The sequence below is a fragment of the Halarchaeum rubridurum genome, from assembly GCF_014647115.1.
Lineage (GTDB): Archaea > Halobacteriota > Halobacteria > Halobacteriales > Halobacteriaceae > Halarchaeum > Halarchaeum rubridurum.
The window spans coordinates 1-22374 of sequence record NZ_BMOO01000012.1; the positions used below are offsets into that span (position 1 = coordinate 1).

General features: G+C 70.2%; 20 protein-coding genes and 1 tRNA gene. 9 read left to right on the forward strand and 12 right to left on the reverse strand.

The window, feature by feature from the left end; genetic code table 11:
• The first annotated feature begins 555 nt into the window (after positions 1-555).
• Positions 556-3993, forward strand: coding sequence for a hypothetical protein (locus IEX84_RS14030; protein ID WP_188873183.1), 3438 nt, complete (start codon positions 556-558; stop codon positions 3991-3993).
• 73 nt (positions 3994-4066) lie between these two features.
• A complete protein-coding gene (locus tag IEX84_RS14035; protein ID WP_188873184.1) occupies positions 4067-4957 on the forward strand; it encodes a PGF-CTERM sorting domain-containing protein in 891 nt (296 codons plus the stop codon).
• Positions 4958-5080: 123 nt separating this feature from the next.
• Here the strand turns inward: IEX84_RS14035 and IEX84_RS14040 are convergent, their stop codons facing one another.
• From IEX84_RS14040 to thyX, 3 genes are all read right to left on the reverse strand, one after another.
• Positions 5081-5446, reverse strand: a complete 366-nt coding sequence (locus tag IEX84_RS14040) for a group I truncated hemoglobin (protein ID WP_188873185.1) — start codon at positions 5444-5446, stop codon at positions 5081-5083.
• Positions 5447-5672: 226 nt separating this feature from the next.
• Positions 5673-5747, reverse strand: a tRNA-Glu gene (locus tag IEX84_RS14045).
• 126 nt (positions 5748-5873) lie between these two features.
• Positions 5874-6617: an FAD-dependent thymidylate synthase gene (gene thyX / locus IEX84_RS14050; RefSeq protein ID WP_188873186.1), complete on the reverse strand. Its 744-nt coding sequence runs from the start codon at positions 6615-6617 to the stop codon at positions 5874-5876.
• Between the two features lie 184 nt (positions 6618-6801).
• On the opposite strand from thyX, the gene IEX84_RS14055 reads away from it, so the two are divergent.
• The 3 genes from IEX84_RS14055 to IEX84_RS14065 all read left to right on the forward strand — a co-directional run bounded on the left by IEX84_RS14055 (position 6802) and on the right by IEX84_RS14065 (position 10585).
• Positions 6802-9504, forward strand: a complete 2703-nt coding sequence (locus IEX84_RS14055; RefSeq protein WP_188873187.1) for a surface glycoprotein — start codon at positions 6802-6804, stop codon at positions 9502-9504.
• 113 nt (positions 9505-9617) lie between these two features.
• The gene (locus IEX84_RS14060; RefSeq protein WP_188873188.1) at positions 9618-9956 is read left to right on the forward strand and encodes a cupin domain-containing protein; all 339 of its coding nucleotides are present in this window, start codon (positions 9618-9620) and stop codon (positions 9954-9956) included.
• A gap of 47 nt (positions 9957-10003) precedes the next feature.
• Entirely contained in the window at positions 10004-10585 is a 582-nt protein-coding gene (locus IEX84_RS14065; RefSeq protein ID WP_188873189.1) for an MBL fold metallo-hydrolase, read from the forward strand.
• Between the two features lie 7 nt (positions 10586-10592).
• Here IEX84_RS14065 and IEX84_RS14070 read toward each other — a convergent pair whose 3' ends face one another.
• Positions 10593-10871 carry a DUF5827 family protein gene (locus tag IEX84_RS14070; RefSeq protein WP_188873190.1) on the reverse strand — a complete coding sequence of 93 codons (279 nt, stop codon included), beginning with the start codon at positions 10869-10871 and terminating at the stop codon, positions 10593-10595.
• A gap of 101 nt (positions 10872-10972) precedes the next feature.
• Between IEX84_RS14070 and IEX84_RS14075 the strand changes: the two genes are divergently transcribed.
• Complete coding sequence (locus IEX84_RS14075) at positions 10973-11386, forward strand: DUF7522 family protein (RefSeq protein ID WP_188873191.1); 414 nt, start codon at positions 10973-10975, stop codon at positions 11384-11386.
• 82 nt (positions 11387-11468) lie between these two features.
• Here the strand turns inward: IEX84_RS14075 and sod are convergent, their stop codons facing one another.
• On the reverse strand, positions 11469-12071 hold the full coding sequence (sod, locus tag IEX84_RS14080) for a superoxide dismutase (RefSeq protein WP_188873192.1): 603 nt from the start codon (positions 12069-12071) through the stop codon (positions 11469-11471).
• A gap of 112 nt (positions 12072-12183) precedes the next feature.
• Between sod and IEX84_RS14085 the strand changes: the two genes are divergently transcribed.
• Positions 12184-12954 carry an HAD-IIA family hydrolase gene (locus IEX84_RS14085; RefSeq protein WP_188873193.1) on the forward strand — a complete coding sequence of 257 codons (771 nt, stop codon included), beginning with the start codon at positions 12184-12186 and terminating at the stop codon, positions 12952-12954.
• Here IEX84_RS14085 and IEX84_RS14090 read toward each other — a convergent pair.
• Complete coding sequence (locus IEX84_RS14090; RefSeq protein ID WP_188873194.1) at positions 12946-14637, reverse strand: sensor histidine kinase; 1692 nt, start codon at positions 14635-14637, stop codon at positions 12946-12948. The two genes, IEX84_RS14085 and IEX84_RS14090, sit on opposite strands and share 9 nt — an antisense overlap.
• 134 nt (positions 14638-14771) lie before the next feature.
• On the reverse strand, positions 14772-16187 hold the full coding sequence (locus IEX84_RS14095; protein WP_188873195.1) for a cryptochrome/photolyase family protein: 1416 nt from the start codon (positions 16185-16187) through the stop codon (positions 14772-14774).
• Positions 16188-16272: 85 nt separating this feature from the next.
• Here IEX84_RS14095 and IEX84_RS14100 point away from each other — a divergent pair, with 85 nt between their 5' ends.
• On the forward strand, positions 16273-16800 hold the full coding sequence (locus IEX84_RS14100) for a hypothetical protein (protein WP_188873196.1): 528 nt from the start codon (positions 16273-16275) through the stop codon (positions 16798-16800).
• Here IEX84_RS14100 and IEX84_RS14105 read toward each other — a convergent pair.
• The 3 genes from IEX84_RS14105 to folP all read right to left on the reverse strand — a co-directional run bounded on the left by IEX84_RS14105 (position 16797) and on the right by folP (position 19601).
• On the reverse strand, positions 16797-17588 hold the full coding sequence (locus tag IEX84_RS14105; protein ID WP_188873197.1) for an SDR family NAD(P)-dependent oxidoreductase: 792 nt from the start codon (positions 17586-17588) through the stop codon (positions 16797-16799). The genes IEX84_RS14100 and IEX84_RS14105 overlap by 4 nt on opposite strands.
• A 66-nt stretch (positions 17589-17654) precedes the next feature.
• Positions 17655-18326 (reverse strand): 6-hydroxymethylpterin diphosphokinase MptE-like protein, encoded by a 672-nt coding sequence (locus tag IEX84_RS14110; protein ID WP_188873198.1) that lies wholly within the window; start codon positions 18324-18326, stop codon positions 17655-17657.
• A gap of 144 nt (positions 18327-18470) precedes the next feature.
• Positions 18471-19601 (reverse strand): dihydropteroate synthase, encoded by a 1131-nt coding sequence (gene folP / locus IEX84_RS14115; RefSeq protein WP_188873199.1) that lies wholly within the window; start codon positions 19599-19601, stop codon positions 18471-18473.
• A 106-nt stretch (positions 19602-19707) separates the two neighbouring features.
• Here folP and IEX84_RS14120 point away from each other — a divergent pair, with 106 nt between their 5' ends.
• Positions 19708-20469, forward strand: a complete 762-nt coding sequence (locus IEX84_RS14120) for an RNA methyltransferase (RefSeq protein ID WP_188873200.1) — start codon at positions 19708-19710, stop codon at positions 20467-20469.
• Here IEX84_RS14120 and IEX84_RS14125 read toward each other — a convergent pair.
• Both IEX84_RS14125 and IEX84_RS14130 read right to left on the reverse strand, forming a co-directional pair.
• Complete coding sequence (locus tag IEX84_RS14125) at positions 20463-21119, reverse strand: hypothetical protein (RefSeq protein WP_188873201.1); 657 nt, start codon at positions 21117-21119, stop codon at positions 20463-20465. The two genes, IEX84_RS14120 and IEX84_RS14125, sit on opposite strands and share 7 nt — an antisense overlap.
• 162 nt (positions 21120-21281) lie before the next feature.
• Positions 21282-22331 carry a DMT family transporter gene (locus IEX84_RS14130; RefSeq protein ID WP_188873202.1) on the reverse strand — a complete coding sequence of 350 codons (1050 nt, stop codon included), beginning with the start codon at positions 22329-22331 and terminating at the stop codon, positions 21282-21284.
• Positions 22332-22374 lie beyond the last annotated feature (43 nt).

The window sequence follows — 22374 nt, forward strand, 5'->3', positions numbered from 1 at the left end:
GCCGAGCCATCCACCAGGCGGCACAGTAGCCACGTTGTCAATATGTTGTGACGTTCAATCAGACTCGATCCTACCACGACGGTAGACGAGTCCAGTGAGCGCCTGGATTACACGTACACACGGCCGTCATCGCACGTCCCGCAGGTGAACGCGGGAGCGTACATCGACCCTTCCCAGTCGCGCTCTCGCGGACTGGTGCATCAGTCGGACTCATCTCTTCATTCCCCCGGGTCACACTTAAGGCACACGATGTGGCCTTCCGCCTCGATACGCGACCGGTTCCTGCTCTCGCCCGTCGCCCGCAGCGCGGCGCCGTGCCGCGTGTGGTCGACACGGGGCCCCGTGCGTCTCGCCGGCGACGCTCCGCGCGGACGTGGGCACGACGGGGGCGCGTACCGCGACGGCGAGCGTGCCGCACGAGACTTTCGCCGTCGCTCTCGTCTGTGTCCCGCGCGCCCACTCGCGCGTCCGACGGCGCGGCGAGTCTGGACATCCGTGCCGTATTTTATATAACTAGGGTCGTAGCATACCCGTGTGTAGTGTCCGACTTCGGACGTGATACGACGCCGCTACGTAGCTATTCTCGTCACACTCCTCGTCGTCGCCGGCACGGTCGCGCCGGCGGGGGTCGGGGCGACGACGGGCGTACAGGGGTCCAGCGGGGGCGCCGATACGGTATATGCAGCATCGACGACGAACACGACGCAGCTCTCGGTCTCCGCGGCCGGCACACCGACGGCCGGAGCGGAGACGACGTTCACCGTCACGAACGCGACGAGCGGTGACCCGGTCGCCGACGCGACCATCACCGCGGACGACGGCGCGCTCTCGGCGACGACCGGGGCGGACGGGAACGCGACGCTCACCTTCGGGAACGCGACGGGCTACACCGTCACCGCGAACAAGAGCGACACGTCCAGCACGGACTACCAGAACGGCACGACGCAGGTGTCCGTGGAGAAACGGACGGTGCAGTTGGACGTCGACGGGTTCAGCGCGTACACCGACTACAACTACACCATCGGTGCGGGAATCACCTTCTCCATCAAGGACCCGAACGGGAACAACATCGCCGGCACCCTCGAATTCGGTGACCGGACGGTAGAGTTCCAAAAGGGCGGCAGCGAGACCGTCTACTTCCAGAACCCCGGCGAATACACGCTGACGTTCTCGAAGAACGACACGGAGAGCGTCCACTACGTCGACTGGACGCAGGACATCACGGTCACGAAGAACCAGCACGACCTGACGCTCAGCCGGAACGTCTCCAGCAACTTCCAGCCGGGCGACGCGGTCCGCTTCACGCTGAAGGACCGCTCGACGAGCGGGCAGGTGAACGGGACGCTTCACGTTACCGCCAACGACACGACGGAGAACGTCTCCATCGACGGCACGGCGGACTACACGTTCGACGAGACGGGGAACTACACGGTCACCGCGACCAAGAACGAGACGGCGGAGGTCAACTTCACCGCGAGCGACCCGCTCGCGTTCGACGTCTCGAAACAGCAGTACCAGCTCACCTTCTCCCAGTCGCCGGGACACGAGATTCTCCCGAACTCGACGCACACGGTCAACGTCAAGGACGGGCACACGGGGCTGGTGAACGTCACGCTCCACTACGGCGACGTCACGACGGCGCTCAACGGGAGCGGGGACGTGACGTTCAACGAGACGGGGCAGTTCACGCTGACCGCGACGAAGAACGACACGGCGGCGATTCACTACGTCAACGCGACGTACGCGCTCAACGTCTCGAAGGAGACCCACGAGCTCTACTTCTCGACCGATCCGACCTCGAACGGTCCGATTCGGCCGAACGAGAGCGTGAAGGTCGGCGTGACGGACCGCGCGACGAGCGGTGCCGTGAACGTCACGCTCCACTACGGCAACGAGACCCAGCAGTTGAACGCGACGGAGAACCGCATGACGTTCGACGGAACGGGGAACTACACGCTGACCGCGACGAAGAACGACACCGCACAGACGAACTACACGGCCGCGGGGCCGCTGAACGTCACGGTGTCGAAGCGCGTCGACCCGCTGACGTTCTCCGCGACGCCGCCGAGCCCCATCGAGCCGGGCGCGAACGCGACGTTCACGGTGAAGAACGGCTACACGAGTAGCCAGACGAACGTCACGCTCCACTACGGTAACGAGACGACGCCGCTCAACGGCACGGGCGACGTCGTCTTCGAGGAGGGTGGCAACTACACCGTCACCGCGACGAAGAACGCGACGGAGCAGGTCCGCTACGCGAACGCGACGTACAACCTGACGGTGGCCTCGGAGACGGTCGCGCTGAACCTCTACCGGGCGGACTCCTCGGGGACGGTCTCTCCGGGCGAGAACTTCACCGTCGGCGCGAAGTACGACAACAGCACCCTCGCCGCGAACGTGACGCTCGTCGCCGGCCCGAACCGGACGCTCCGGACGAACGAGAACGGGATGGCGACGCTGAACTACACGGCGGGCGAGAACCACACGATTCGGACGGCGATGAACGACACGCGGACGATCGACTACGTGAACGACACGTTGAACGTCACGCTGTCGCCCGTCGTCTTCCAGCCGAAGCTCTCGGTCGTCACGTCGAGCCCGTCGCCGAACAACACGACGGTGTTCTCGGTCGTGGCGAGCGGCTCCGGGAACCCGATTTCGAACGCGAGCCTCTACGCGAACGGCACGCGTATCGGGCAGACGAACGCGAGCGGCCTCGCGAACCACACGTTCACCGAGATCGGCCAGTACCCGGTCACGGTGTCGAAGAACGCCACGGACGCCGAGTACCTGAACGACACGACGAACGTCACGGTGCGCTACCAGGGCATCCAGCTCGTCCTCGAACGGACGTCGACGAGCGAGATTCAGGTCGGTGACGTCGCGGCGTTCCGCGTGACGCAGGCGGTCACGGGCGAGCCCGTGAAGGACGCGACGGTCTACGCGCCCAACGACACAGACACGACGGACGCGAACGGGGTCGCGTACATCCGGTTCAACGCGACGGGCGTCCATCGGCTGTCGAGCGAGAAGTCCGGAGACGGCACGAACACGTGGCGCGTCGCCGGCACGCGCGTCGACGTGAAGCGCTGTATCGTCGGCCTGAACGCGACGGTGAACGACACGCGCGTCGCCGTCGGCGAGAACGTCACGGTGAACGTCACGCGGCGGGTCGCCGGGACGAACGTCTCCGACGTGGCGCTCTTCGTCGGGAACCGCACGGTCACGGCCGGCGAGGACGGCACGGCGACGCTGAACTTCAGCGAACCCGGCGAGTATACGATCACCGCGAACCGCACGGACGCGGGCGGTCGTGACTTCGTGAACGACACGGTCGCGCTCGACGTGCGGAACGCGACGAGCGGGCCGGCGCTCGACCTCACCTTCGACGGTGCCGACCACGGCGCGACGACGGTGAACGAGACGACGACGGCGAACCTCACGCTCTCCGAGGTGCCCGACGGCCTCAGCGGCTTCGAGGCGAACCTGACGATTGCGAACGCCAGCGCGGCCTCGTTCAACCTGAGCGAGACGACGACGGCGTTCGCGCTCTCGAACGCCACGCGCGTCGACGCGAACACGATCCGCGTGCGCGCCGTCGACCTCGACAACACGACGACGGCGGGCGACGAGGACGTCCACCTCGCCAGCGTCGCCATCGACGGTGAGGGAGCGGCGCTCACCGAGGTCTCGGTCACGGACGCGAACGTCGACGCGGAGAACGGGAGCGCCGTGAACGCCGTGCCGGACGGCGCTGACCTCCTCGTCGAGCAGCTCGCGCCGGTCGTGAACGACGCGACGCCGACCGACACGAACGACGACGGCGTGTACGACGACGTGAACGGCAACGGCGAGACGGACTTCAACGACGTCGTCACGCTCTACGACAACATGAACGAGGAGTCGGTCACCGACCACGCGGAGAAGTTCGACTGGAACGACAACGGCAAGGTCGACTTCGACGACATCGTCAGCCTCTACAACGAGGTCTGACGCGCCGACCCCTCTTCTCGTACCGTCCCGTTTTAACACGCGCACTCCAGAACACGCAGATTACGATATACCGATGACGCGACTCCCCCCCACACGACGTATCGACGCACGAGCCCTCGCGCTCGCCGTCACACTCCTCGCCGTCCTCGCGCCCGTCGCGGGCGTCGCCGCGGTCGGGACGGCCGGCGCGCAGTCGACGCCGGCGCTCGCCGTCGGGAACGCGAGCACGACGACCGACGCGACCGCGACCGTGGACGTCACGCTCACGAGCGTCCCGGACGGCCTGAGCGGCTACAACGTCACGCTCCGGCTCGACGGCGACGCCGACGCCACGATCACGGACGTGTCGGCCGACGGGGCGTACGCCCCCACGAGCCACGCCGTCGCGGACGACGCGCGGAGCGCGTGGGTCCAGGGCGTCGACACCGAACACCGCGTCGAGCCCGGCGCGACGGACGTCCGACTGGCGACCGTGACGGTGCAGGGCGAGTCGGCGGGCGACGTCGACATCGTCGCGGAGCCGTCGTTGGTCTCGGGCGTGCAGGACGAGGACGGGAATCGAATCGGCCCCGCGAGCGGCTCCGGGACCGTGACCGTCACGGCCCCCGAGGAGGAGACGAGTAGCGGCGGCGGTGGCGGTGGCGGCGGTGGTGGCGGTGGTGGCGGCGGTGGTGGCGGTGGTGGCGGTGTCGCATCCACCACCTCCACGACGACATCGACCACGACGTCGTCGACGACCACCACTAGCACCACGACGACCGAGACGAGTACGACCACCACCACGTCCACGTCGTCCACGGCATCCACGACGACGGAGACGGGCGCGGACGACACGACGACGACGACGGAGACGAGTGCGGAGGGTACCGCGTCCACGACGTCGAGCGGGTCTTCGCCCGGTGTCGGCGTCGTCGGCGCGCTCCTCGCGCTGGTCGCCGTCGGCGCGCTCGTCCGGCGAGACTGAGCGCCGCGCGCACCCCGCCCCCTCTTCTCGCGGTGCGAGCGCTCCCGGTGGGACGCGACCACCGGCGTGTCCGATGCACCAGACGCGTGCCCGGCGCGGGCCGCTATCGCGTTCCCGACCGGCTCACTGCCCGACGACGTCGTCCTTCAGCGCCGCGACCTCCTCGATGACCGCGTCGATGTCCTCTTCGGGGACGTCGTTCTCGGCCATCGCGGCCGCGAGGTAGTCGGCGACGCGCTCGAAGGCCTCTTCGGTGATTCCCATCCCCTCGTGGGCGGTCTGCATGTCCTCGCCGTCGTACTCGACCGGCCCGCCGGCGACGGCGCTCACGAACTGCACCTGGTGGGCGAACAGCTCGTTCATGTCGGTGTCCTCGAAGTACGGCTGAAGGAGCGGGTCGTCGAGGACGCGGTCGTAGAAGTCGTCGACCACGGACTCGACGGCGTCTCTTCCCCCTATCTCCGCGTAGATGGACTGACTCTCAGTCATCACGCGTTCATTGCGGCCGGTGTTCTATCGGCCCTTCCCCGAACATGTTCGGATTTTCGACGTCGAGGGGTCATCACGACGAGTCCGGCCACGAGTCGCACCCGTCCCGACACGACGACACGCGGCGTCGCGGACCTCGCGCGAGACGGCGCTACTCACGTCCGGAAAGCAGACCCCGGAACGACGACGAAGCGAGCGCTATCCGGGACGTAGTTCAGCGGAGAAGTGCTCCGGCAGGGATTCGAACCCTGGTCCTTGCCGTGAGAGGGCAAGATGATTGGCCGGACTACACCACCAGAGCACGGTGGCCGACGCATCACGCGTCTGCATTCCATCGAAGGAGCGGGTCGTATAAAAACTCGTTGAACCGGAACCGTCGTGGGAGGTATCGACACACGGCGGCGGGTCGCCGCCGACCGGACCGACCTCAGGGGGCGAGGCGGTTCTTGCGGTTCTTCATCGACGACTCGTACTCCTCGAAGGTGAGCGGGCACCACTCCGCGGCGAGGTCGAGGAGGTCCTCGGTGAATCCGCGAATCTCCCACTGCGCATCGGCGGCGGCGCGCATGTCCGCGACGTGCATGAGCATCCGGGCGTTGAGGCTCATGACGACGTTCACCTTCGTGCCGATGGGGAGGACGAAGCGCGCGTCCTCCGGGGGCATCCCGAGCTCGAGGAGTTCCTGGTAGTCCTCGACGGCGCGCTCGACGGAGGACGCGAAGACCTCGCGGCGCTTCTCGACCGTCTCCTCGTCGACGGCCCCGCCCTTCTGGTTGCGGCCGATCCAGTCCGGGTCGCTCGCGGACGGCGGCGTGACGACGAGTTCGCCCTCGCGGACGTCCGCGGGGTCGACGTCGTCGAAGGAGACGTAGCGCATCGACTGCACGTCGAAGGAGACGTGGCGGTGGCGGGTTATCTGCGCCATACAGGAGCGGCTCATCCCCTTCACGTGGAAGGTCGCCTGGACGTGCTCGAACGGCCCGAAGTGACCGTGGGACATCAGGTTCGAGATGAGGGTGCGCTGTTTCTCCTCGGTCGTCTCGCCCTCGATGCCCTCCATGACCGATTCGAGGGACTGCTCGGCCCCGTACTCGCTCATGTAGTCGTTTCGCGCGGCGCGACAGATCACCTCCTCCGGGTTCGGCGTCGCCTCCAGCAGCTGAACGTCCATGCGTGAGCGGAGGACACCGGGCGTGAAAAAGCTTCGTCGAGACGGGCGCGGCGTCGGGGCACCTAGTCACTTGGGTATCGGCTCTTTGGGAGGCGGTCGAGACGCATCCGTATGTCAGGCGTTCGTTCTCGCCAGCATCGAGTAGTGAACAGACCCGGAGACGCACCCGCGGCGGTGACACCGCGTGCGTAGCCGAGTGCGCGCGCTCGGCCTCGCGGCCCTCCTCCTCGTCTCCGTCGTCGCCGGGTCGGTGGCGTTCGCGGGCGGCGCGGCGGCGAAGGGGACGTCGAACGCGACCGTCACCGCGGAGCCGACCACCGCGGGCGCGACGGCGAACCACACCGTGAACGCGACAATCGGCTCGGACAGCGCCAGCAGCGCCCTCAACGGGCTCCTCGTCGACTACGACGCGACCGAGAGCGCGACGACCGTCGGCGGAGTGCGTCTCGATACGGTCCACAACGCCTCCATCTATCGCGCGAACGACTCGACGGTCGAGAACGTCACGGACGACCTCGACGCGGTGAACCAGTCGAACGACGGGCACACGCTCACGTTCACCTTCGGCGGGAGCTACCAGCTCCACGAGGGCGACGTCGTCCACGTCTCCTACGGCGGCGTCGGGAACCCGACGAGCGCCGGCGAGTACGAGGTCGCGGTCGTCGCCAACCCGCAGAGTCAGAACGCCATCACGACGAACTACACCGTCACCGCCGACCCCGCGAACCTGAACGCCACGCTCGCCCCGAACGGCGACGGGGTGGAGTCGACGCACACGCTCGTCGCCACGCCCGGGAGCGCGTACGACGACGTCACGCTCGATAGCGCGACGGTCGACTACGGGTGGGACGTCCGCGACGCGGACCCCACCAGCACCCCGACGGCGTTCGTCGACCGGAACGGGAACGCGACGTACGACGCGGGGACGGATACGAAACTGAACGTGACCGCCCCTCCCGAAGTCGACGGCGCGAACGACACGGTGTCCCTCGACTTCGACGGCGCGTACACCCTGAACGCGACCGACAGCGTCGTCCTCCGCTACGAGTCGGCCAACGCCGAGACCATCGACGACTACACCGTCGGCCTCCGGTTCGACGGCGGCGAGCGGCTCACGGACGGCGTCTCGGTCACGGACGGGATGGACTGGGACGCGGCCAGTCTCTACGCCACCCCGGCCGCGGTCGGTGCGAGCGGCGCGACGCACACCGTCGGCGTCCACGACTTCGACGCGGCGAACCACGGGAACTCGCTGAACTCGGTGACCATCGACTACGGCGCCGGGGAGTACCCCGCTGACGTCTCGGACGTCGGTCGGGACGACATCGAGGAAATCGAACTCTACCACGACGGCTCGTACGTCGACGTCACGGACGACCTGAGCGAGGTCGACGGGAGCGACGACGGCACGACGCTCACGCTCGGCTTCGGTGGGGACTACACGGTCCACGAGGGCGACTCCCTCGACGTCCGGTACGACGACGTGACGAACCCGGACGCGAACGCCTCCGTCGAGACGACGGTCGCGGTCGGCGTGAACGGCGCGGGGTCGCCCGCGCACGCGACCCTCTCGCTCACGTACCGGGAGCTCGGTTCGTTCTTCCTCGCGGACCGGGACGACGCCGTGACGAACGCGACGCACGTCGTCTACGCCTTCCCGGGGCAAGCGCAGGACGGCGCGGAACTCGACACCGTCACCGTCCGCTACGGCGGGGACGCACACGCCTTCGACGGCGATCTCTCCGGCGTCACGGCGAACACGACGCGGAGCATCGTCGCGGAGTCGCGCTTCGGCTTCGACACGGAGACGCAGCCGCTCGACGTCACGCGCGTCGAGGCCTCGGCGGACGCGGTGACGTTCCACGTCGCGGACGGGAACTACACGATGAGCCCCGGCCACCTCGTCGGGCTCGGCTACTGGAACGTCGAAAACCCGACGACGGCCGGCGACTACTGGGTGAACGTCAGCGTGAACGGGAACGGGAGCGACACGACGAACCGGACGTTCACCGTAGAGCCGCACACGAACGTGACGTCGGCGTCGCTCGACGCCGCGAACGACACGGCCGGCGCGACGACGACCTACACGCTCCGCGCGACCATCGACACGGGCGCGAACCCCGCCGACCGGCGCGACGTCCTCGAAGACGCCGCGCTCGACCTCCCGGCCTACGCGGAGTCGGGGCTCGACGAGGCCGACTGGCGGAACGCGAGCGTCGACGCAGTCGAGATAGAGCGCGCCGACGGCTCGACGGAGGCGCTGACGGACTACCACGTCCACGCGTACGCGCCGACTCGCGTGCACGTCACCGGCGACGTCACGGTCTCGACGGGCGACACGCTCGTCGTCACCTACGCGGGCGTCGAGAACCCCGCGAACGCGACCGAGGGCGCGCTTCCCGTCCGCGTCAACGACGGCGAGCGGGGCGCGAACTACAGCGTCGTCGCGCCCGACGCGACGGACGACGGGGCGAGCGACGGCTCGGGTGCGGGCGAAGCGGGCGACGCCGACGGCGATGCCCCCGCACCGAGCGGCGACACGGCGAGCAACAGCGACGGCGTGAGCGAGAGCGCGAGCCTCGAACACGTCGGCGACGACGACAGCAGCGGGACGGAGAAGGCCGCGTCGAACACGAGCGACGAGGCGGCGAGCAACGAAACGACGAGCACCGCCACGACGAGGACGAGCGACGGAACCACGACGAGCGCGGACGACACGACCGGCGACGCGGACGGCACCACGGGGGACGACACCGACGCGAACGGCGCGTCCACGACGTCCACGGCGGCATCGACGTCGAGCGGTTCGACCCCCGGCTTCGGCGTCGCCACCGCGCTCCTCGCCCTCGCGTTCGCCGCGGCGGCGCTGCTCGCGCGACGCGACTGAGCGACCGTCTTCCGGTTTCCCGTTTCGCTCTCCACCCGTTTTCCCGCCGACTCGTCCCCGCCGGAGCATGGACGGCGAACACGTTGAAGTGAGCGGCGACGCCATCCCGGGACGTGACGTACACCAAAGCGACCGCCGCCGACGCGGAATCGGTCCTGCCGGACAGCGTCGAGGGCGAGATGTGGATGATGCGCGACGTCCTCGACACGGAGAGCCTCGGGTTCACCGTGCTCGCCCTCGAAGCCGGCGAGGAGACGATGAGCCACGACCACACGGACGACGACCTCGAAGAGGTCTACTACGTCGCCGAGGGCGGCGTGGACGTCGACTTCGGCGACCGGACGGCCTCCCTCGACGCCGAGGAGGCCATCCGCATCAGCCCCGACGAGGAGCGCATCATCCGCAACTGCGACTCGTTCTCGAAGCTCGTCCTCGTCAGCGCGCCGGTCTAGCGCCCCGCGACCGCGCGCTTTTCACCCTCGCGCGCCCAGATTGTCGTATGATCACGAATTGCTCGGCGGGCGTCAGCGCGTTCACCTGTAACGCCTACCTCGTCACCGGCGAGCGCACGGTCCTGGTCGACGCGGGCGCGAACTACGACGTCGTGAGCGCCGTCCGCGAACACGTCGCGGACCTCGACGCGGTCGTCCTCACGCACACCCACCCGGACCACGTCGAGAACGTCCCGGCGCTCCGCGAGGCGTTCGGCGTCGAGACGTGGGGGTTCGACCCCGAGCGAGAGCACGTGGACCACGCCATCGCGGACGGCGCATCGGTGACGCTCGGCGACCACGCGTACGACGCGCTCCACACCCCCGGCCACAAGGACGACCACCTCGTCTTCCTCTCGCGCGCCGCCGGCGTCGGCTTCGTCGGCGACCTCGTCTTCGCCGGCGGCTCGTTCGGTCGCACCGACTTGGAAGAAGGCGACGCGGGCGCGCTCGTCGAGAGCATCGAGCGCCTCGACGCGGCGCTCGACGGCGCGGGTATCGGGACGCTGCACGCGGGCCACGGGCCGGAAATAGACGACCCGCGCGACGGCGTCGCGGCGTCGCTCCGCGCGGCCCGGTTCGCACGCTGAAGGCGACTCAGGCCTCGTCGTCGGTCTTCAGCCCGTAGTAGCCCGGGTCCTCGTCGCTCGGCGGTTCGGCGACGACGAGCTCGTCGCCGTGGTAGAGCACCCACGGAATCGCCCAGTCGAGGAGGACGTCCTCCGTCCCGGCCTCCAGTTCGGCGTCCGGGTCGAGGTCCTGGAGGAGGCGCGCGATCTCGTAGACGGTGTACATCGCGTCGTCGTTGAGCAACTCCGCCGGCGTGTAGAAGTCACAGGGGTAGAGCGCGTCGAACTCGCTCTTCGGGCGCGGCATACCCGGGTTGATGGCCGCGGGCGGCAAAAGCGCCCCGTCTCCGACACGGCGCTCGAAACGGACTCAGCGCTTATACGCATCGATAGGGAACCCTCGTCCAGATGGCAGTAGAGCATCGCCCGGACGGGACGAGCGACGGGGACACCCTCGTCGCGACCGTCCGGGAGCACGGCGCGGCGCTACGGGGCTGTTGGACCTTCGACACCGACGGCCACGAGACGCGATACCTCCGCGGCGACGTCGCGGACGCTATGGGAGCGACCGAGGTCGAGCGGTACGTCGAGAACGAACGCTACGCCTTCGTCACGCACGACACCTACGACCGCATCCACCCCGCCTCCTTCCGCTACACCGTTCGGGGCTACGACGGCTTCGAGGTGTTCCGCCTCGTCTTCGACGACCGCGTCGGCGTCCTCTGTAGTTTCGACGGCCCGAGCCGGCGGGACTACGGCGCGCTCGCCGACGCGCTCGATACGCTCGCCGACGGGGAGCACGAACGCTTCGCGCCGGAGTGAGCCGTCGCTCCCGGGTCGGTGTCGAAAGAAAACGCGGTGGGTCGCTACGACACGGTGCGCCGTCGCTAGCTCGGTCGTCGCGTTACTCGAAGCGCGCGACGGCCTCTTCGTAGCGGTCGGCGGGGGTCTCCCAGTCGACGACGTCGAAGAACGCGTCGATGAAGTCGCCGCGGGCCGGCCCGTAGTCGTAGTAGTAGGAGTGCTCCCAGACGTCCAGCGCGAGGATCGGCTGTGCGCCCCAGAGCGCGCCCTGGTCGTGCTTGTCCACGACGAGGTTGCGCAGCTGATTGCTGTGCGTGTCGTAGACCAGCAGCGCCCAGCCGCCCGCGGCGGACGCGGCGGCCTCGAACTCGCCCTTCCACGCCTCGTAGGACCCGAAGTCCTCCTGGATGCGCGCGGCGAGCGCGCCGGCCGGCTCGTCGCCGCCGTTGGGACCCATCGACTCCCAGAACAGCGTGTGCAGCACGTGTCCGGAGCCGTTGTGCGTCACGTTCCGGATCGCACCGGCCGACTCCGAGAAGTCACCCTCCTCGCGGGCCTCCGCCAGCGTCTCTTCGGCGCTGTTCCAGCCGTTCACGTACCCCTGATGGTGCGTGTCGTGATGCCAGTTCAGCACCTGCTCGCTGATCGAGGGTTCCAGTGCGTCGTACTCGTACGGCAGCGCCGGCAGCTCGTAATCAGTCATGGTGAATCTCCTCTATCGGAAGTGGGCTCGGAAGACGGTTAAAGCTTGAGGAGGGAGCGGATAGCACGCGACACGGAGGGGTTTAGGGTGGCGGCCCACCAACCAGGCGAGCGTGTCGTACGCCGCCGCGTTCGTCGACCTCGACGGAACCGTCTGGCGCGGGCGGAGCGCCATCCCCGGTGCGAACGCGGGGTTGCGCGCGCTCCGCGACGCCGCCGTCCCGATAGTCTTTCTCACGAACAACACGGGCGTCCGCCGCGATGCCGTGACGAGTCGCCTCGACGGGATGGGCGTCGCCTACGAGGGCGAACCCGTCGTGACCGCGGCGTGGGCGACCGCCGCCTACCTCGCCGAGCACCGGCCGGACGCGACGGTCCACGTCATGGGACAGGACACCGTCGAGGCCGAAATCGAGGAGGCCGGCCTGACGCTCTCGACGGACGGCCGCGCGGACGTCGTCGTCGCGGGCTACGACGAGCGCGTGAGCTTCGCGCGGCTCACCGGCGCGCTCCGGGCGTTCGGTCCGGGGACGGTGTTCGTGGCGACGAACCGCGACCGGACGACGCCGGAGGAGGGTGGGCCCGTCCCGGGCGCGAACGCGTTCGTGAGCGCTATCGAGGGGATGGTCGACCAGGAGCCGGTCGTGGTGGGGAAGCCCGAGACGCGGATGGCGGACCTCGCCGCCGGCGAGGTCGGCGCGGACGTCCACGACTGTCTGATGGTCGGCGACAACCTCGAAACGGACGTCCTGATGGGCGAGCGCGCGGGGATGGACACCGCGCTCGTCCGGTCGGGCGTCTCCACGCGCGAGGACGTCGCGGCCTCCGAGATCGAACCGACGTACGTCCTCGACGACCTCGGGGACGTCGCCTCCCTACTCTGAGACGGGGACGCGGACGACGGCCTCCGTCCCGTCGCCCCGGTCGTGAAACGTCACGTCGCCGCCGGCGGCGCGCGCCCCCCAGCTGGCTATCCAGAGCCCGAGCCCGTCGCCGTGGACGAGCGCGGTCTCGTGGCCGGCCTCGAGGGCGCGTCGCTCCGTCTCCGGGATACCGGGGCCGTCGTCGCGGACGCGGACGACGACCTCGCCGTTCTCGCGGTCGACCGTGACGCGGACGGACGGCTCCGGGTCGGGGTTGTGTTCGGCGGCGTTCTCGATGAGGTTCTCGACGGCGGCCTCGACCTGCCACGGGACGGCGACGTTCCGCGCCGAGAGGCCGTCGAGGGAGACGGTGACGGTCGCGTTCGGGTGGGTGCGCTGGACGTCCGCGCACGCCCCGACGACGAGCAATCGGACGTCGGCGGTGCGGTCGTCGTCGTCCGCGACGACCTGCTCGATGGTCCGCGCTTTCTCCGCGGTGTCGGCGAGGTCGCTCGCGCTGCGCTCGATGGCGGCCGCGTATCGCGCGAGGTCCGGACGGTCCGGGGGAACGTCGGCGGCGAGCAACTCCGCGTAGCCCGTGACGACGTTCACCTGGTTGCGGAAGTTGTGCCGGAGGACGCGGTTCAGCACTTCGAGGCGCTGGATGCGGTGGCGGCGCTCGGTGACGTCGCGGAGGACGAGCGCGGTCCCCATCGGGCGGCCGTGGGCGTCGTCGACCGCCGTCTCGGTGACGTCGAAGAAATGCGTCGAGCCGTCGACCGTGGTCGTGAACGACCCGTCGCTCCGCGCGTTCTCCGGGAGGAGGTCGTCGGCGGGCGTGTCCCGCAGGTCGGCACGGGTGGCGTCGAAGAGGTCGCCGGCGGCGGCGTTCGCGTCGACGATGCGGTCGCGTTCGTCGAGGACGAGGACGGCGTCCTCGGTGTGCTCGAAGACGCACGCGCGGGCGGCGGCGCTCGGGAGGGGACGGGTGTCGAGGAGGCCGAACCACCGGATGGAGAGCGCGCAGGCGAGGCCGACGCCGACGAGCGCCGCGGGGACGACGGCGTTCACCGCCGGTCGGTAGCCGAGGGCGGCGATGAAGACCCCGGCGAACCCCGGGAGCGCGACGCCGGCGGTCGTCGTCACGGTCTGTCGCCGATAGGGGCCGGGGAGCGAGACCGTCGCGACGAGAAGGAGTGCGGACCCGGCCGCGAGGAGGACGACGTTGTAGCCGAACGCGACCCACGCGCCGACCCCCCAGACGTGCGCGACGGCGTCGAAGCCGCCGTAGACCGGTGCGTAGACCGACGCGGTCCACATGAGGTGGTGGGCGTCGTTCGTCCAGACGCCGACGACGAGGAGGGCGGGCAGCGCGGCGACGACGGCGACGCCGCGCGTGGTGAGGTGGCGGTCACGGCCGGTGTACGCGAGCGCGAAGCAGAGCCACGCGACGGGAACCGCGAGTATTCCCATCCACTCTGCGCGCGCGAAGGCCATCTCCGCCGCCGGGGCGGTGGCGAGTAGTTGGGCGACGTAGGCGAGCGCCCACCAGCCGCTCGCCGCCGCGAGCGCCGCGAGGGAAAGCGACCCGGCGGTCGCCCGCCGACGCCACGCGTAGCGCGCGACCGCCGCGTCGAGGAGGACGGCCACGCACGGCGCGCCGACCGTCAGGGCGATCAAGCCGACGCGTTCGACGGACGTCATCGCCGTCGGTCGGCGGGACCGAGCGCCGCGCGACGCCGGTGGTCGTGGTGGGAGGACATACCACTCGATTCACCCCTTGGGGACAAAAAACATGAGCACAAATATATGAAAAATACGGTCGGTCCGCGGCCGCGTCACTCCTCGCCGCGTGCGGTCTCGAACGCCTCGATGGCTGCCTCGCGGCGTTCGCCGTGGTCCACGATGGGGTCGGGGTAGTCGGGCGCGAGGTCGGCTCGCTCCGCGGCGTCGAGGTCGGGCCAGTCGTGAATCTTCCCCGCGGGAACGTCCGCGAGCTCCGGGACGTACGCCGTCACGTAGTCGGCGTCGGGGTCGTACTTCTCGCCCTGCGTCTGGGGGTTGAAGATGCGGAAGTAGGGCTGGGCGTCGGTGCCCGTCGAGGCCGCCCACTGCCAGCCGCCGTTGTCGTTCGCCGTGTCGTGGTCGACGAGGTGCTCCCGGAAGTGCCGGTAGCCGACGCGCCAATCCGTCAGGAGGTCCTTCGTGAGGAAGGAGGCGACGATCATCCGCACGCGGTTGTGGACGTACCCCTCCTCCGCCAACTGGCGCATCCCCGCGTCCACGATCGGGTAGCCGGTCTCGCCCGCCTTCCACGCCGCGATCTCCTCGTCGTCGTTCCGCCACGGAATCGGCCGCTCGTAGTCGTCGTAGTTCGCCGTCACCACCTCGGGGTTGAAGTAGAGGACCTGGGTGTAGAACTCGCGCCACGCGAGTTGGCTCTGGAACTCCCGGACGCTCTCGCGGGCGTCCTCGCCCTCGGCGTCGGCCATCGCCGCGGCCGTCCGCGCGTACGCCTCGCGCGGCCCGAGCGTCCCGTACGCGAAGTCCTGCGAGACCCGCGCCGTCCCCTCGCGCGCCGGGTACTCCCGCCCCTCGGCGTAGTCGTAGACGTCGCTCTCGCAGAAGTCGTCGAGACGCGCGCTCGCGGCGTCGTGGCCGGCTTCGGGGAGGTCGATGTCGGGCTCGGCGAAGCCGAGGGCCGCGAGCGAGGGCAGGTCGTCGCCCGCGACGTCCGCGAGCCGCTCGCCCGCGGGCGCGTCGAACGGGTCGGGTTTGTCCCGGTCCCGCCACTTCTTCCAGAAGTAGGTGTAGACCTGATAGGGGTCGCCCGCGTTCGTCCGGATGTCCCCCGGTTCGTGAATCACCGCGTCGTGGTGCTGGCGGGTCTCGACGCCCTCCATCGAGAGCGCGTCCGCGACGACCTCGTCGCGCGCCTGGGCGAGCCCCGAGTAGTCCGCGTTCCAGTGGACCGCGTCGGCGTCGTGGTCGAAGGCGAGGTCCGGGAGGACGCCCGAGGGGTCCCCGCGCCGAACGAGGAGGTCGCTCCCGCGCTCCCGATAGGCGTCGCGCAGGTCGGCGAGCGCGTCCAGCATGAACGCCACGCGACGGTCGCTCCCGTGTGCGAGCACGTCGTCGTCGAAGACGAACACCGGGAGAACGGTCCCTTCGTCCGCTTCGGCGGCGTCCGCGGCGGCCGCGAGCCCACGGTTGTCGTGGAGGCGGAGGTCCTGCCGATGCCAGAACAGTTGCATGGCCGGGGGGTCGGCCGGCGGCGGGATAACGGTACTGCCCGGCGGCGTCGCCAGCCTTTACGACCGCGGCCCGCGTCCCCCCGACGTGTCCGCCCAGCCACCCGACTCCGACGGTCGCCCGCCCGCCGCGGACGACCGTGACGGACCGACCGTTCGGGGCGTCGCGCTCGCCGACCTCGGCCGCCCGCTCGGGTACGCCATCGCGCTCGCCGCCGTCGCCCTCTTCTGCTCGGTCGCGACGCTGGCCTTCCTCCTCGTCACCGCCGACGGCACCACCCCGAGCGGTGCCACCGAACTCGACGCGTCGTCGTCGCTCCTCGTCGCCGTCGTCGCCTACGGCTTCCTCGCGTCCTTCGCCGCCCTCGGCGGCGCGACCGTCGCCTACGGGCTGTGGTCGGCGTGGATGAGCCGTCGCCTCCGGGCGCGCGAGTCACCCGAGCGGCCGAGCCTCTACCGGCACCCGGTGCGCGTCCTCGCCGTCGTGACGAGCGACAGCGACGACCTCGACGCCTACGAGCGCCGGGTGCAGCGCGCCGGCGCGGGCGTGGTGATCGGCGGGTTCCTGCTCGTCCTCCTCTGCGACCTGCTCGGCGTTCTCGACCTCCCGGCTTAGACGTCCGGCGTCGTGTAGGTGTTCGGCGTCCCCGTGATGCGGACGGACTGGCCGTCGACGAACGACGCGGCGTCGCTGGCGAGGAAGCGCACGAGGTCCGCGACCTCCGCCGGCGTCCCCCACTTCCGGTCGGCGTTCCCGCGCTCGATCTCGGCGTCGAGCCCGAAGTTCTCCCGGAGTTTCTCCGTGGCGATGAAGCCCGGCGAGACGGCGTTCGCGCGGACGTCCGCGTCCGCCCACTCGCGGGCGAGCGAGCGCGTGAACGCGATGACGCCGGCCTTCGCGGCGCTGTACGGACCCATGTTCTCGACGCCGTACTCGCCGGCCATGCTGGCGACGTTCACGACCGCGCTCGGCCCGCCGGCGCGCAGCGCGTCCCCGAAGGCGTGCGTGACGTTGTAGACGCCCGTGAGGTTGACGCCGACCGTCTGGTCCCAGAGTTCGGGCTTGTACTCGCCCGTGGGAGCCATCGCGGCGTTCCCGCCCGCGTTGTTCACGAGGACGTCCACGCCGCCGAACGCCTCCTCGGTGGCCTCGGCGAGCGCCGCGACGTCGTCGCGGTCCGTCACGTCCGCCTCGACGGGTTCGACGTCGCCCGGGAGGTCCGCGAACGCCTCCGCGACGGCCTCGACGTCGCCGAGGGTGCGCGAACAGACGACGACGTCCGCGCCGTCCGCCGCGAAGACCTCGGTTATCGCGCGCCCGATGCCCGCCGACGCGCCCGTGACGACCGCCGTCTTCCCCTCGAGGCTGCTCCGCGAGCGCACCGCGTCCGTGGTTTCACTCATACTCGGACCGAGCGCCGTCTCGCGGTTAAACGCCGAGGCCGCGGAGAGGGTCGCGGGTTCCGACGGTCAGGGGAGCCACGCACGGTCCCGGTGGCCGTCGAGGACCGGGTAGGTCTCCTCGCGGCGCGCCTCCAGCCACGAGAGGAGGCGGGCCGCCCACCGGAGCTTGTGGCGCTTCGCGTCGTCGGGGGCGTCCGCGAAGTCCCAGCCGGCGAAGACGAGGTCGGCCGCGCCGACGGCGTCCGCCAAAAACGCCGCCCGGTCGCCGTCGGTGAAGCCGCCGAAGTTGCGCACGCCGTCGACGGGGCGGGCCTGCGTCGTCCCGAGGACGTGCGCGTCGTCGAGTTTCGGCGCCCACTCGGCGACGAGGTCTCGGTTGTCGCCGTGGGCGTGCGCGGCGACCGGCGTCCCCTCGCGCGCGAGGTCGCGGCTCGTCTCGGGGTTCTTGTCGAGGTCGGTGACGTGGACGTCGACCGTGATCCCGTGTGCGCGACAGACGTTGGCGGCGGTCGAGGCGACGAACGCGCGGTCGGCGGCGGCGACGGCGTCGAGGTCGTCGGCGAGGCCGGGCGCGGCACCGACGACGGCCACCGTCTCGCCGGTCGCGTCGAGGCGTGAGACGTCGAAGTCGCTCACGAGCGCGGCGAGCTCGTCGCGCGCGGCCTCGTCACCGGCGCGGTCGTAGCCGAAGTCGCGGAGAATCGCCTCGTAGGCGGGCTCCCAGGTGTGGAACTGCACGCGTGACTAGTGGACGTGGGGGCGCGAGAAATTTCGGGTCGCGGTGGTTCGAGCCGAGCCCCCGCAGTTTGTAGTGTACTCCTACCAGCGCGGGGCCTCGGCCTCCAATCCGGGGTTGCGGGGCGTCCGGCATAAGCTTTCTCGTTACTCGACGCTGGCCCGGATTTCCCCGGCGATACCCGCGAGCGCCTTCGAAGCACTCGTTATCCGGTCCGCGAACGCCTCCAATTCCGTCGTCGTGCCGGCGACGAAGAGCGTCTCGTCGCCCGTACAGACGACGTCGGTGTCAGACGCAGCGTCGACGAGCGTCTGCCGCATGTCTGACGGCGGCCGGACCTCGTAGGCGCGCGCGACCGCGTCCGTGGCGGCCGCGACGTCCCCGCCGAGGCGGGCGACGTGTCGTTCGGCCTCGCGGGCGGTCGTCACGTCGAGCTCCTCGACCGCCCGGTCGCGGTGGCGCTCGCGCGCGAAGGTGTGCCCGACGAGCGCGGCGTCCCGGGTCTCCGCGACGTCGTGCGTCCGGACGACGTGCGCGCCGCGCTCGACGGCCATGGACGTCGCGGCGAGCGAGACGGGGAGCGCCTCCTCCGTCGAGCGGTCCGCGATGTCGCGCAGGAAGTTCTTCCGGTTGATCGAGACGAGGAGCGGCCGGCCGTACCCGCGGAACTCGCGGAGGCGCTCGAAGGTCTCGCGGTCGTCCGCGAGGGTCTTCGCCTCGGACCACCCGCCGAAGGCCGGGTCGAGAATGGTCTTCTCCGTGAAGCCGTTGCGCGCGAGGGCGTCGTAGATGTCGTCGACGTCCGCGATGGCCCCCGGGCGTTCGAGGTCGGGCGGCGACGCCATCTTCACGACCGCGGCGTCGTGTTTCTCGCAGACCTCGGGCATCTCGGGGTCCGCGAAGCCACAGACGTCGTTGACCATGTCGAAGCCCTCCTCGAGGGCGGCGTCGGCGACCGACGCGTAGCGCGTCTCGATGCTGAAGACGACGTCGGCGTCGTCGTCCACGCGCTCGATGGTCTCGATGGCGGTGTCGAGGCGTTCGAGCTCCGCCGTCTCGTCGAGGACGTCGAGGCGCTTGTTCGCGGATTCGAGGCCGACGTCCACGATGTCGGCCCCCTCCGCGACGAGCTCAGACTCGACGTAGGCGGCGGCCTCGTCGGGGTCGTCGAAGACGCTCGGCGAGTACGGCGACTCCTTCGAGACGTTCAACACCCCCATTATCCGCGGGGGGTGGTCGTCGCCGATACGCAGGCCGGCGGCGTCCACGGTGTGCATACGTGAGCGGGCGACGGCCAACGCCATAGAACCCGCGGTCCGTTCGTCCGTCCATCCGTCCCGCGGTGCGCGCCGCTTTTGTCCGCACGGGGGCTATCGGGTTGCGATGGGAGCCAGTCCGCCCGCCGTCGCCGTCGTGGACGCGAAGACGTCCGGCAACGTCGGCACGATTGCCCGCGCGATGAAGAACTTCGGCTTCGAGGACCTCTACCTCGTCGACCCCCCGGACGTCTCCCGGGAGTCCGAGGCGTACGGCTACGCCGGGCAGGCCCGCGAGGACGTCCTCCCCGAGGCCGAGACGGTCGACCTCGACTACCTCGTCGAGAACTTCCACACCGTCGGCTTCACCGCGATAACGAACGAGGACGCGACCAAGCACGTCCGCTTCCCCTTCCGGACGCCGGACGAACTCGCGGGGAGCCTCCGCGACGTCGAGGCCCCGACGTGTCTCGTCTTCGGGCGCGAGCGCGTCGGCCTCCACAACCGCGAGATCGAGCGTTTCGACGAGGTGTGCTCGATACCCGCGAGCGCCGACTACCCCGTTCTGAACCTCGGCCAGGCCGCGACGGTCGCGCTCTACGAGCTGCGCGACCTGACGGTCGATGAGACCCAACTGCCGGACGTCGCCGTCCACCGCGCGAGCGAGGACGAGATCGAGGCGTTCTACGACCACTTCGACGACTTCCTCACGCTCGTCGACTACCCGGACGAGAAGCAGGCGAAGACCGACCGGATGGTGCGTCGCATCCTCGGGCGCGCGCACCCGACGGGCCGGGAGATAAACACCCTCCACGGCATCCTGCGCCGCGCGCGCTGGCACATCGAGGGGAACGGCCGGAAGGACTCGGTCGACGACGAGGGCTACTGAGCCGGCCCTCGCTCCTCGCGCTCGACGCGCTCGCGGTAGACGGAGAGACAGCCCCAGACGAGGAGCGCGACGGCGAAGCCGTACGCGGCTATCTTCGGGACCGTGTAGGGGTCGGGGACGCGCTCGGTGGCGACGACGCGGACGAGCGCGTAGCCGTCGTCCGTCCGGAGGACGGCCGCGGGGTACTCCTGTCCGCTCGTCGCGTTGCCGTCGAGGGCGTCGCGCATCGGCGCGGGGGCGTCGGCGGGCGCGACGGCGAGGTCGGCGGCGACGGCGCGCGCCGAGACAGACGTCGCGTTCAGACGGAAGGTGCCGTCGGTGACGCGCGCGTCGAGTCGGTAGTAGCGGTCGGCGGGGTCGTCGGCGAGATAGCGCAGCGACGTGAGGCGCGCGACGTCCGGCGGGACGGCGTCGGCGGGTCGGGTGACGGTGTCGTTCGCGGCGCGGTGGACGGCGTCGAGCTGGTCGTCCACGCCGTAGCCGACGGCCGGGTGGTGGTGGAGCGTTGCGACCGTCTCGCCGTCGTCGAGGGCGAGCGGCGTCGCCCCGTACGTGTATCTGTCTTCGAGACCGGGGGCGTCCCCGACGACGGGTTGGCACAGTATCGCCAGTCCGACGAGGAAGACGACGGCGGTGCGTGCGGAGACCACGGGCGAGCGTAGGGCGGCCCGGTGCATAAGTCACGACGAACGCGGACGGCGAGCGAGGAGGTGGGTGACCGCGGGCGCGAACGGCGCGTGAATGCGGATAGCGACGGCGGGAAGAGCAGCGCGGAGAGGGCGCGTCCCGCGATGTCGTCGCGCCGGTCGGGTTCAGTCGGAGGTCTCCGAGTGCGTGTAGCCGCCGGCGTACGAGCCACGGTCGTCGACGCCCGGGGTGTCCGTGGCGTTCGGGGCGCGCCGGTCGAGGTACCGCTCGACGCGCCGGCGGCCGCGGCGGGCGAGGCGGCGCAGCGGCGCGTCGAAGCGCCCGCGTTCGACGAGGAGGAAACCGGCGAAGACGGCGAGGAAGCCGCCGACGGTCGTCGTGCCGACGCCCTGGCCGAGGAGGAGGACGCTCATACCGGTGGCGACGACGGGTTCGAGGTAGCTGACGAGGTGGACGGTGCTCGGGCCGGCCCGTTCGAGGAGTTCGAAGTAGAGGAGGAAGGCGAGCACGCCGGAGATTCCCGTGAGGTAGGCGAGCGAGAGGACCGCACCGGGGGTCCAGTGAATCGCGGCGAACGACTCGCCGCGGACGCCCGCACCGCCGAAGAGGAGCGCGGCCCCGACGAGCATCGTCCACGCTTGCATCGAGCGGAGGGGCAGCGACGTGGCGAGCGGCCGGGTGAGGACGCCGCCGAGGGCGAACGTCGCGGTGCCGAGGACGACGAGGCCGACGGGGACGAGACCGACGCCGGCGAGCGCGCCGCCGCCGGGCGCGGCGATGGCGACGACGCCGAGGATACCGAGTCCGAACCCGACGAGCTCGACGCCGCCGAGGGAGTCCTCGGAGAGGACGAGGCTGGCGAAGACGGCGGTGAGGACGGGCGCGAGCGAGACGATGACGGCCGCGACGGCGCCGGGGACGTGGCGCTCCCCGAGGTAGAGGAGGCCGTGGTAGACGGCGATGACGAGGACGCCGCCGATGGTCACTTGGAGCCACTCGGCGCGCGTCCGGGGGAGCCAGCGCTCGGTCGTGGCGACGGCGTAGCCGAGGACGACGAGGCCGGCGATTCCGAAGCGGAGCGCGGCGAAGAGCAGCGGCGGGAACGCGTGGAGGCCGGTCTGGATGGCGACGAACGAGGTCCCCCAGAACGCCGCGAGCGCCACGAACATCGCGGCGGTGGCGCGGGGGCCGGAGAGGGTGTCGGCGAGAGACATCTGTCTACGAACGGGTAGCGGACGCACAGTGTTAAACTTGTCT

Bases quoted from the DNA above. Each gene is read 5' to 3' on its own strand.
- IEX84_RS14090 (WP_188873194.1), bottom strand. From the start codon at position 14,637: ATGACGTCCGTCGAACGCGTCGGCTTGATCGCCCTGACGGTCGGCGCG.
- thyX (WP_188873186.1), bottom strand. From the start codon at position 6,617: ATGGACGTTCAGCTGCTGGAGGCGACGCCGAACCCGGAGGAGGTGATC.
- IEX84_RS14095 (WP_188873195.1), bottom strand. From the start codon at position 16,187: ATGCAACTGTTCTGGCATCGGCAGGACCTCCGCCTCCACGACAACCGT.
- IEX84_RS14075 (WP_188873191.1), top strand. From the start codon at position 10,973: ATGGCAGTAGAGCATCGCCCGGACGGGACGAGCGACGGGGACACCCTC.
- IEX84_RS14035 (WP_188873184.1), top strand. From the start codon at position 4,067: ATGACGCGACTCCCCCCCACACGACGTATCGACGCACGAGCCCTCGCG.
- IEX84_RS14040 (WP_188873185.1), bottom strand. From the start codon at position 5,446: ATGACTGAGAGTCAGTCCATCTACGCGGAGATAGGGGGAAGAGACGCC.
- IEX84_RS14130 (WP_188873202.1), bottom strand. From the start codon at position 22,331: ATGTCTCTCGCCGACACCCTCTCCGGCCCCCGCGCCACCGCCGCGATG.
- sod (WP_188873192.1), bottom strand. From the start codon at position 12,071: ATGACTGATTACGAGCTGCCGGCGCTGCCGTACGAGTACGACGCACTG.
- IEX84_RS14120 (WP_188873200.1), top strand. From the start codon at position 19,708: ATGGGAGCCAGTCCGCCCGCCGTCGCCGTCGTGGACGCGAAGACGTCC.
- IEX84_RS14070 (WP_188873190.1), bottom strand. From the start codon at position 10,871: ATGCCGCGCCCGAAGAGCGAGTTCGACGCGCTCTACCCCTGTGACTTC.
- folP (WP_188873199.1), bottom strand. From the start codon at position 19,601: ATGCACACCGTGGACGCCGCCGGCCTGCGTATCGGCGACGACCACCCC.
- IEX84_RS14105 (WP_188873197.1), bottom strand. From the start codon at position 17,588: ATGAGTGAAACCACGGACGCGGTGCGCTCGCGGAGCAGCCTCGAGGGG.
- IEX84_RS14065 (WP_188873189.1), top strand. From the start codon at position 10,004: ATGATCACGAATTGCTCGGCGGGCGTCAGCGCGTTCACCTGTAACGCC.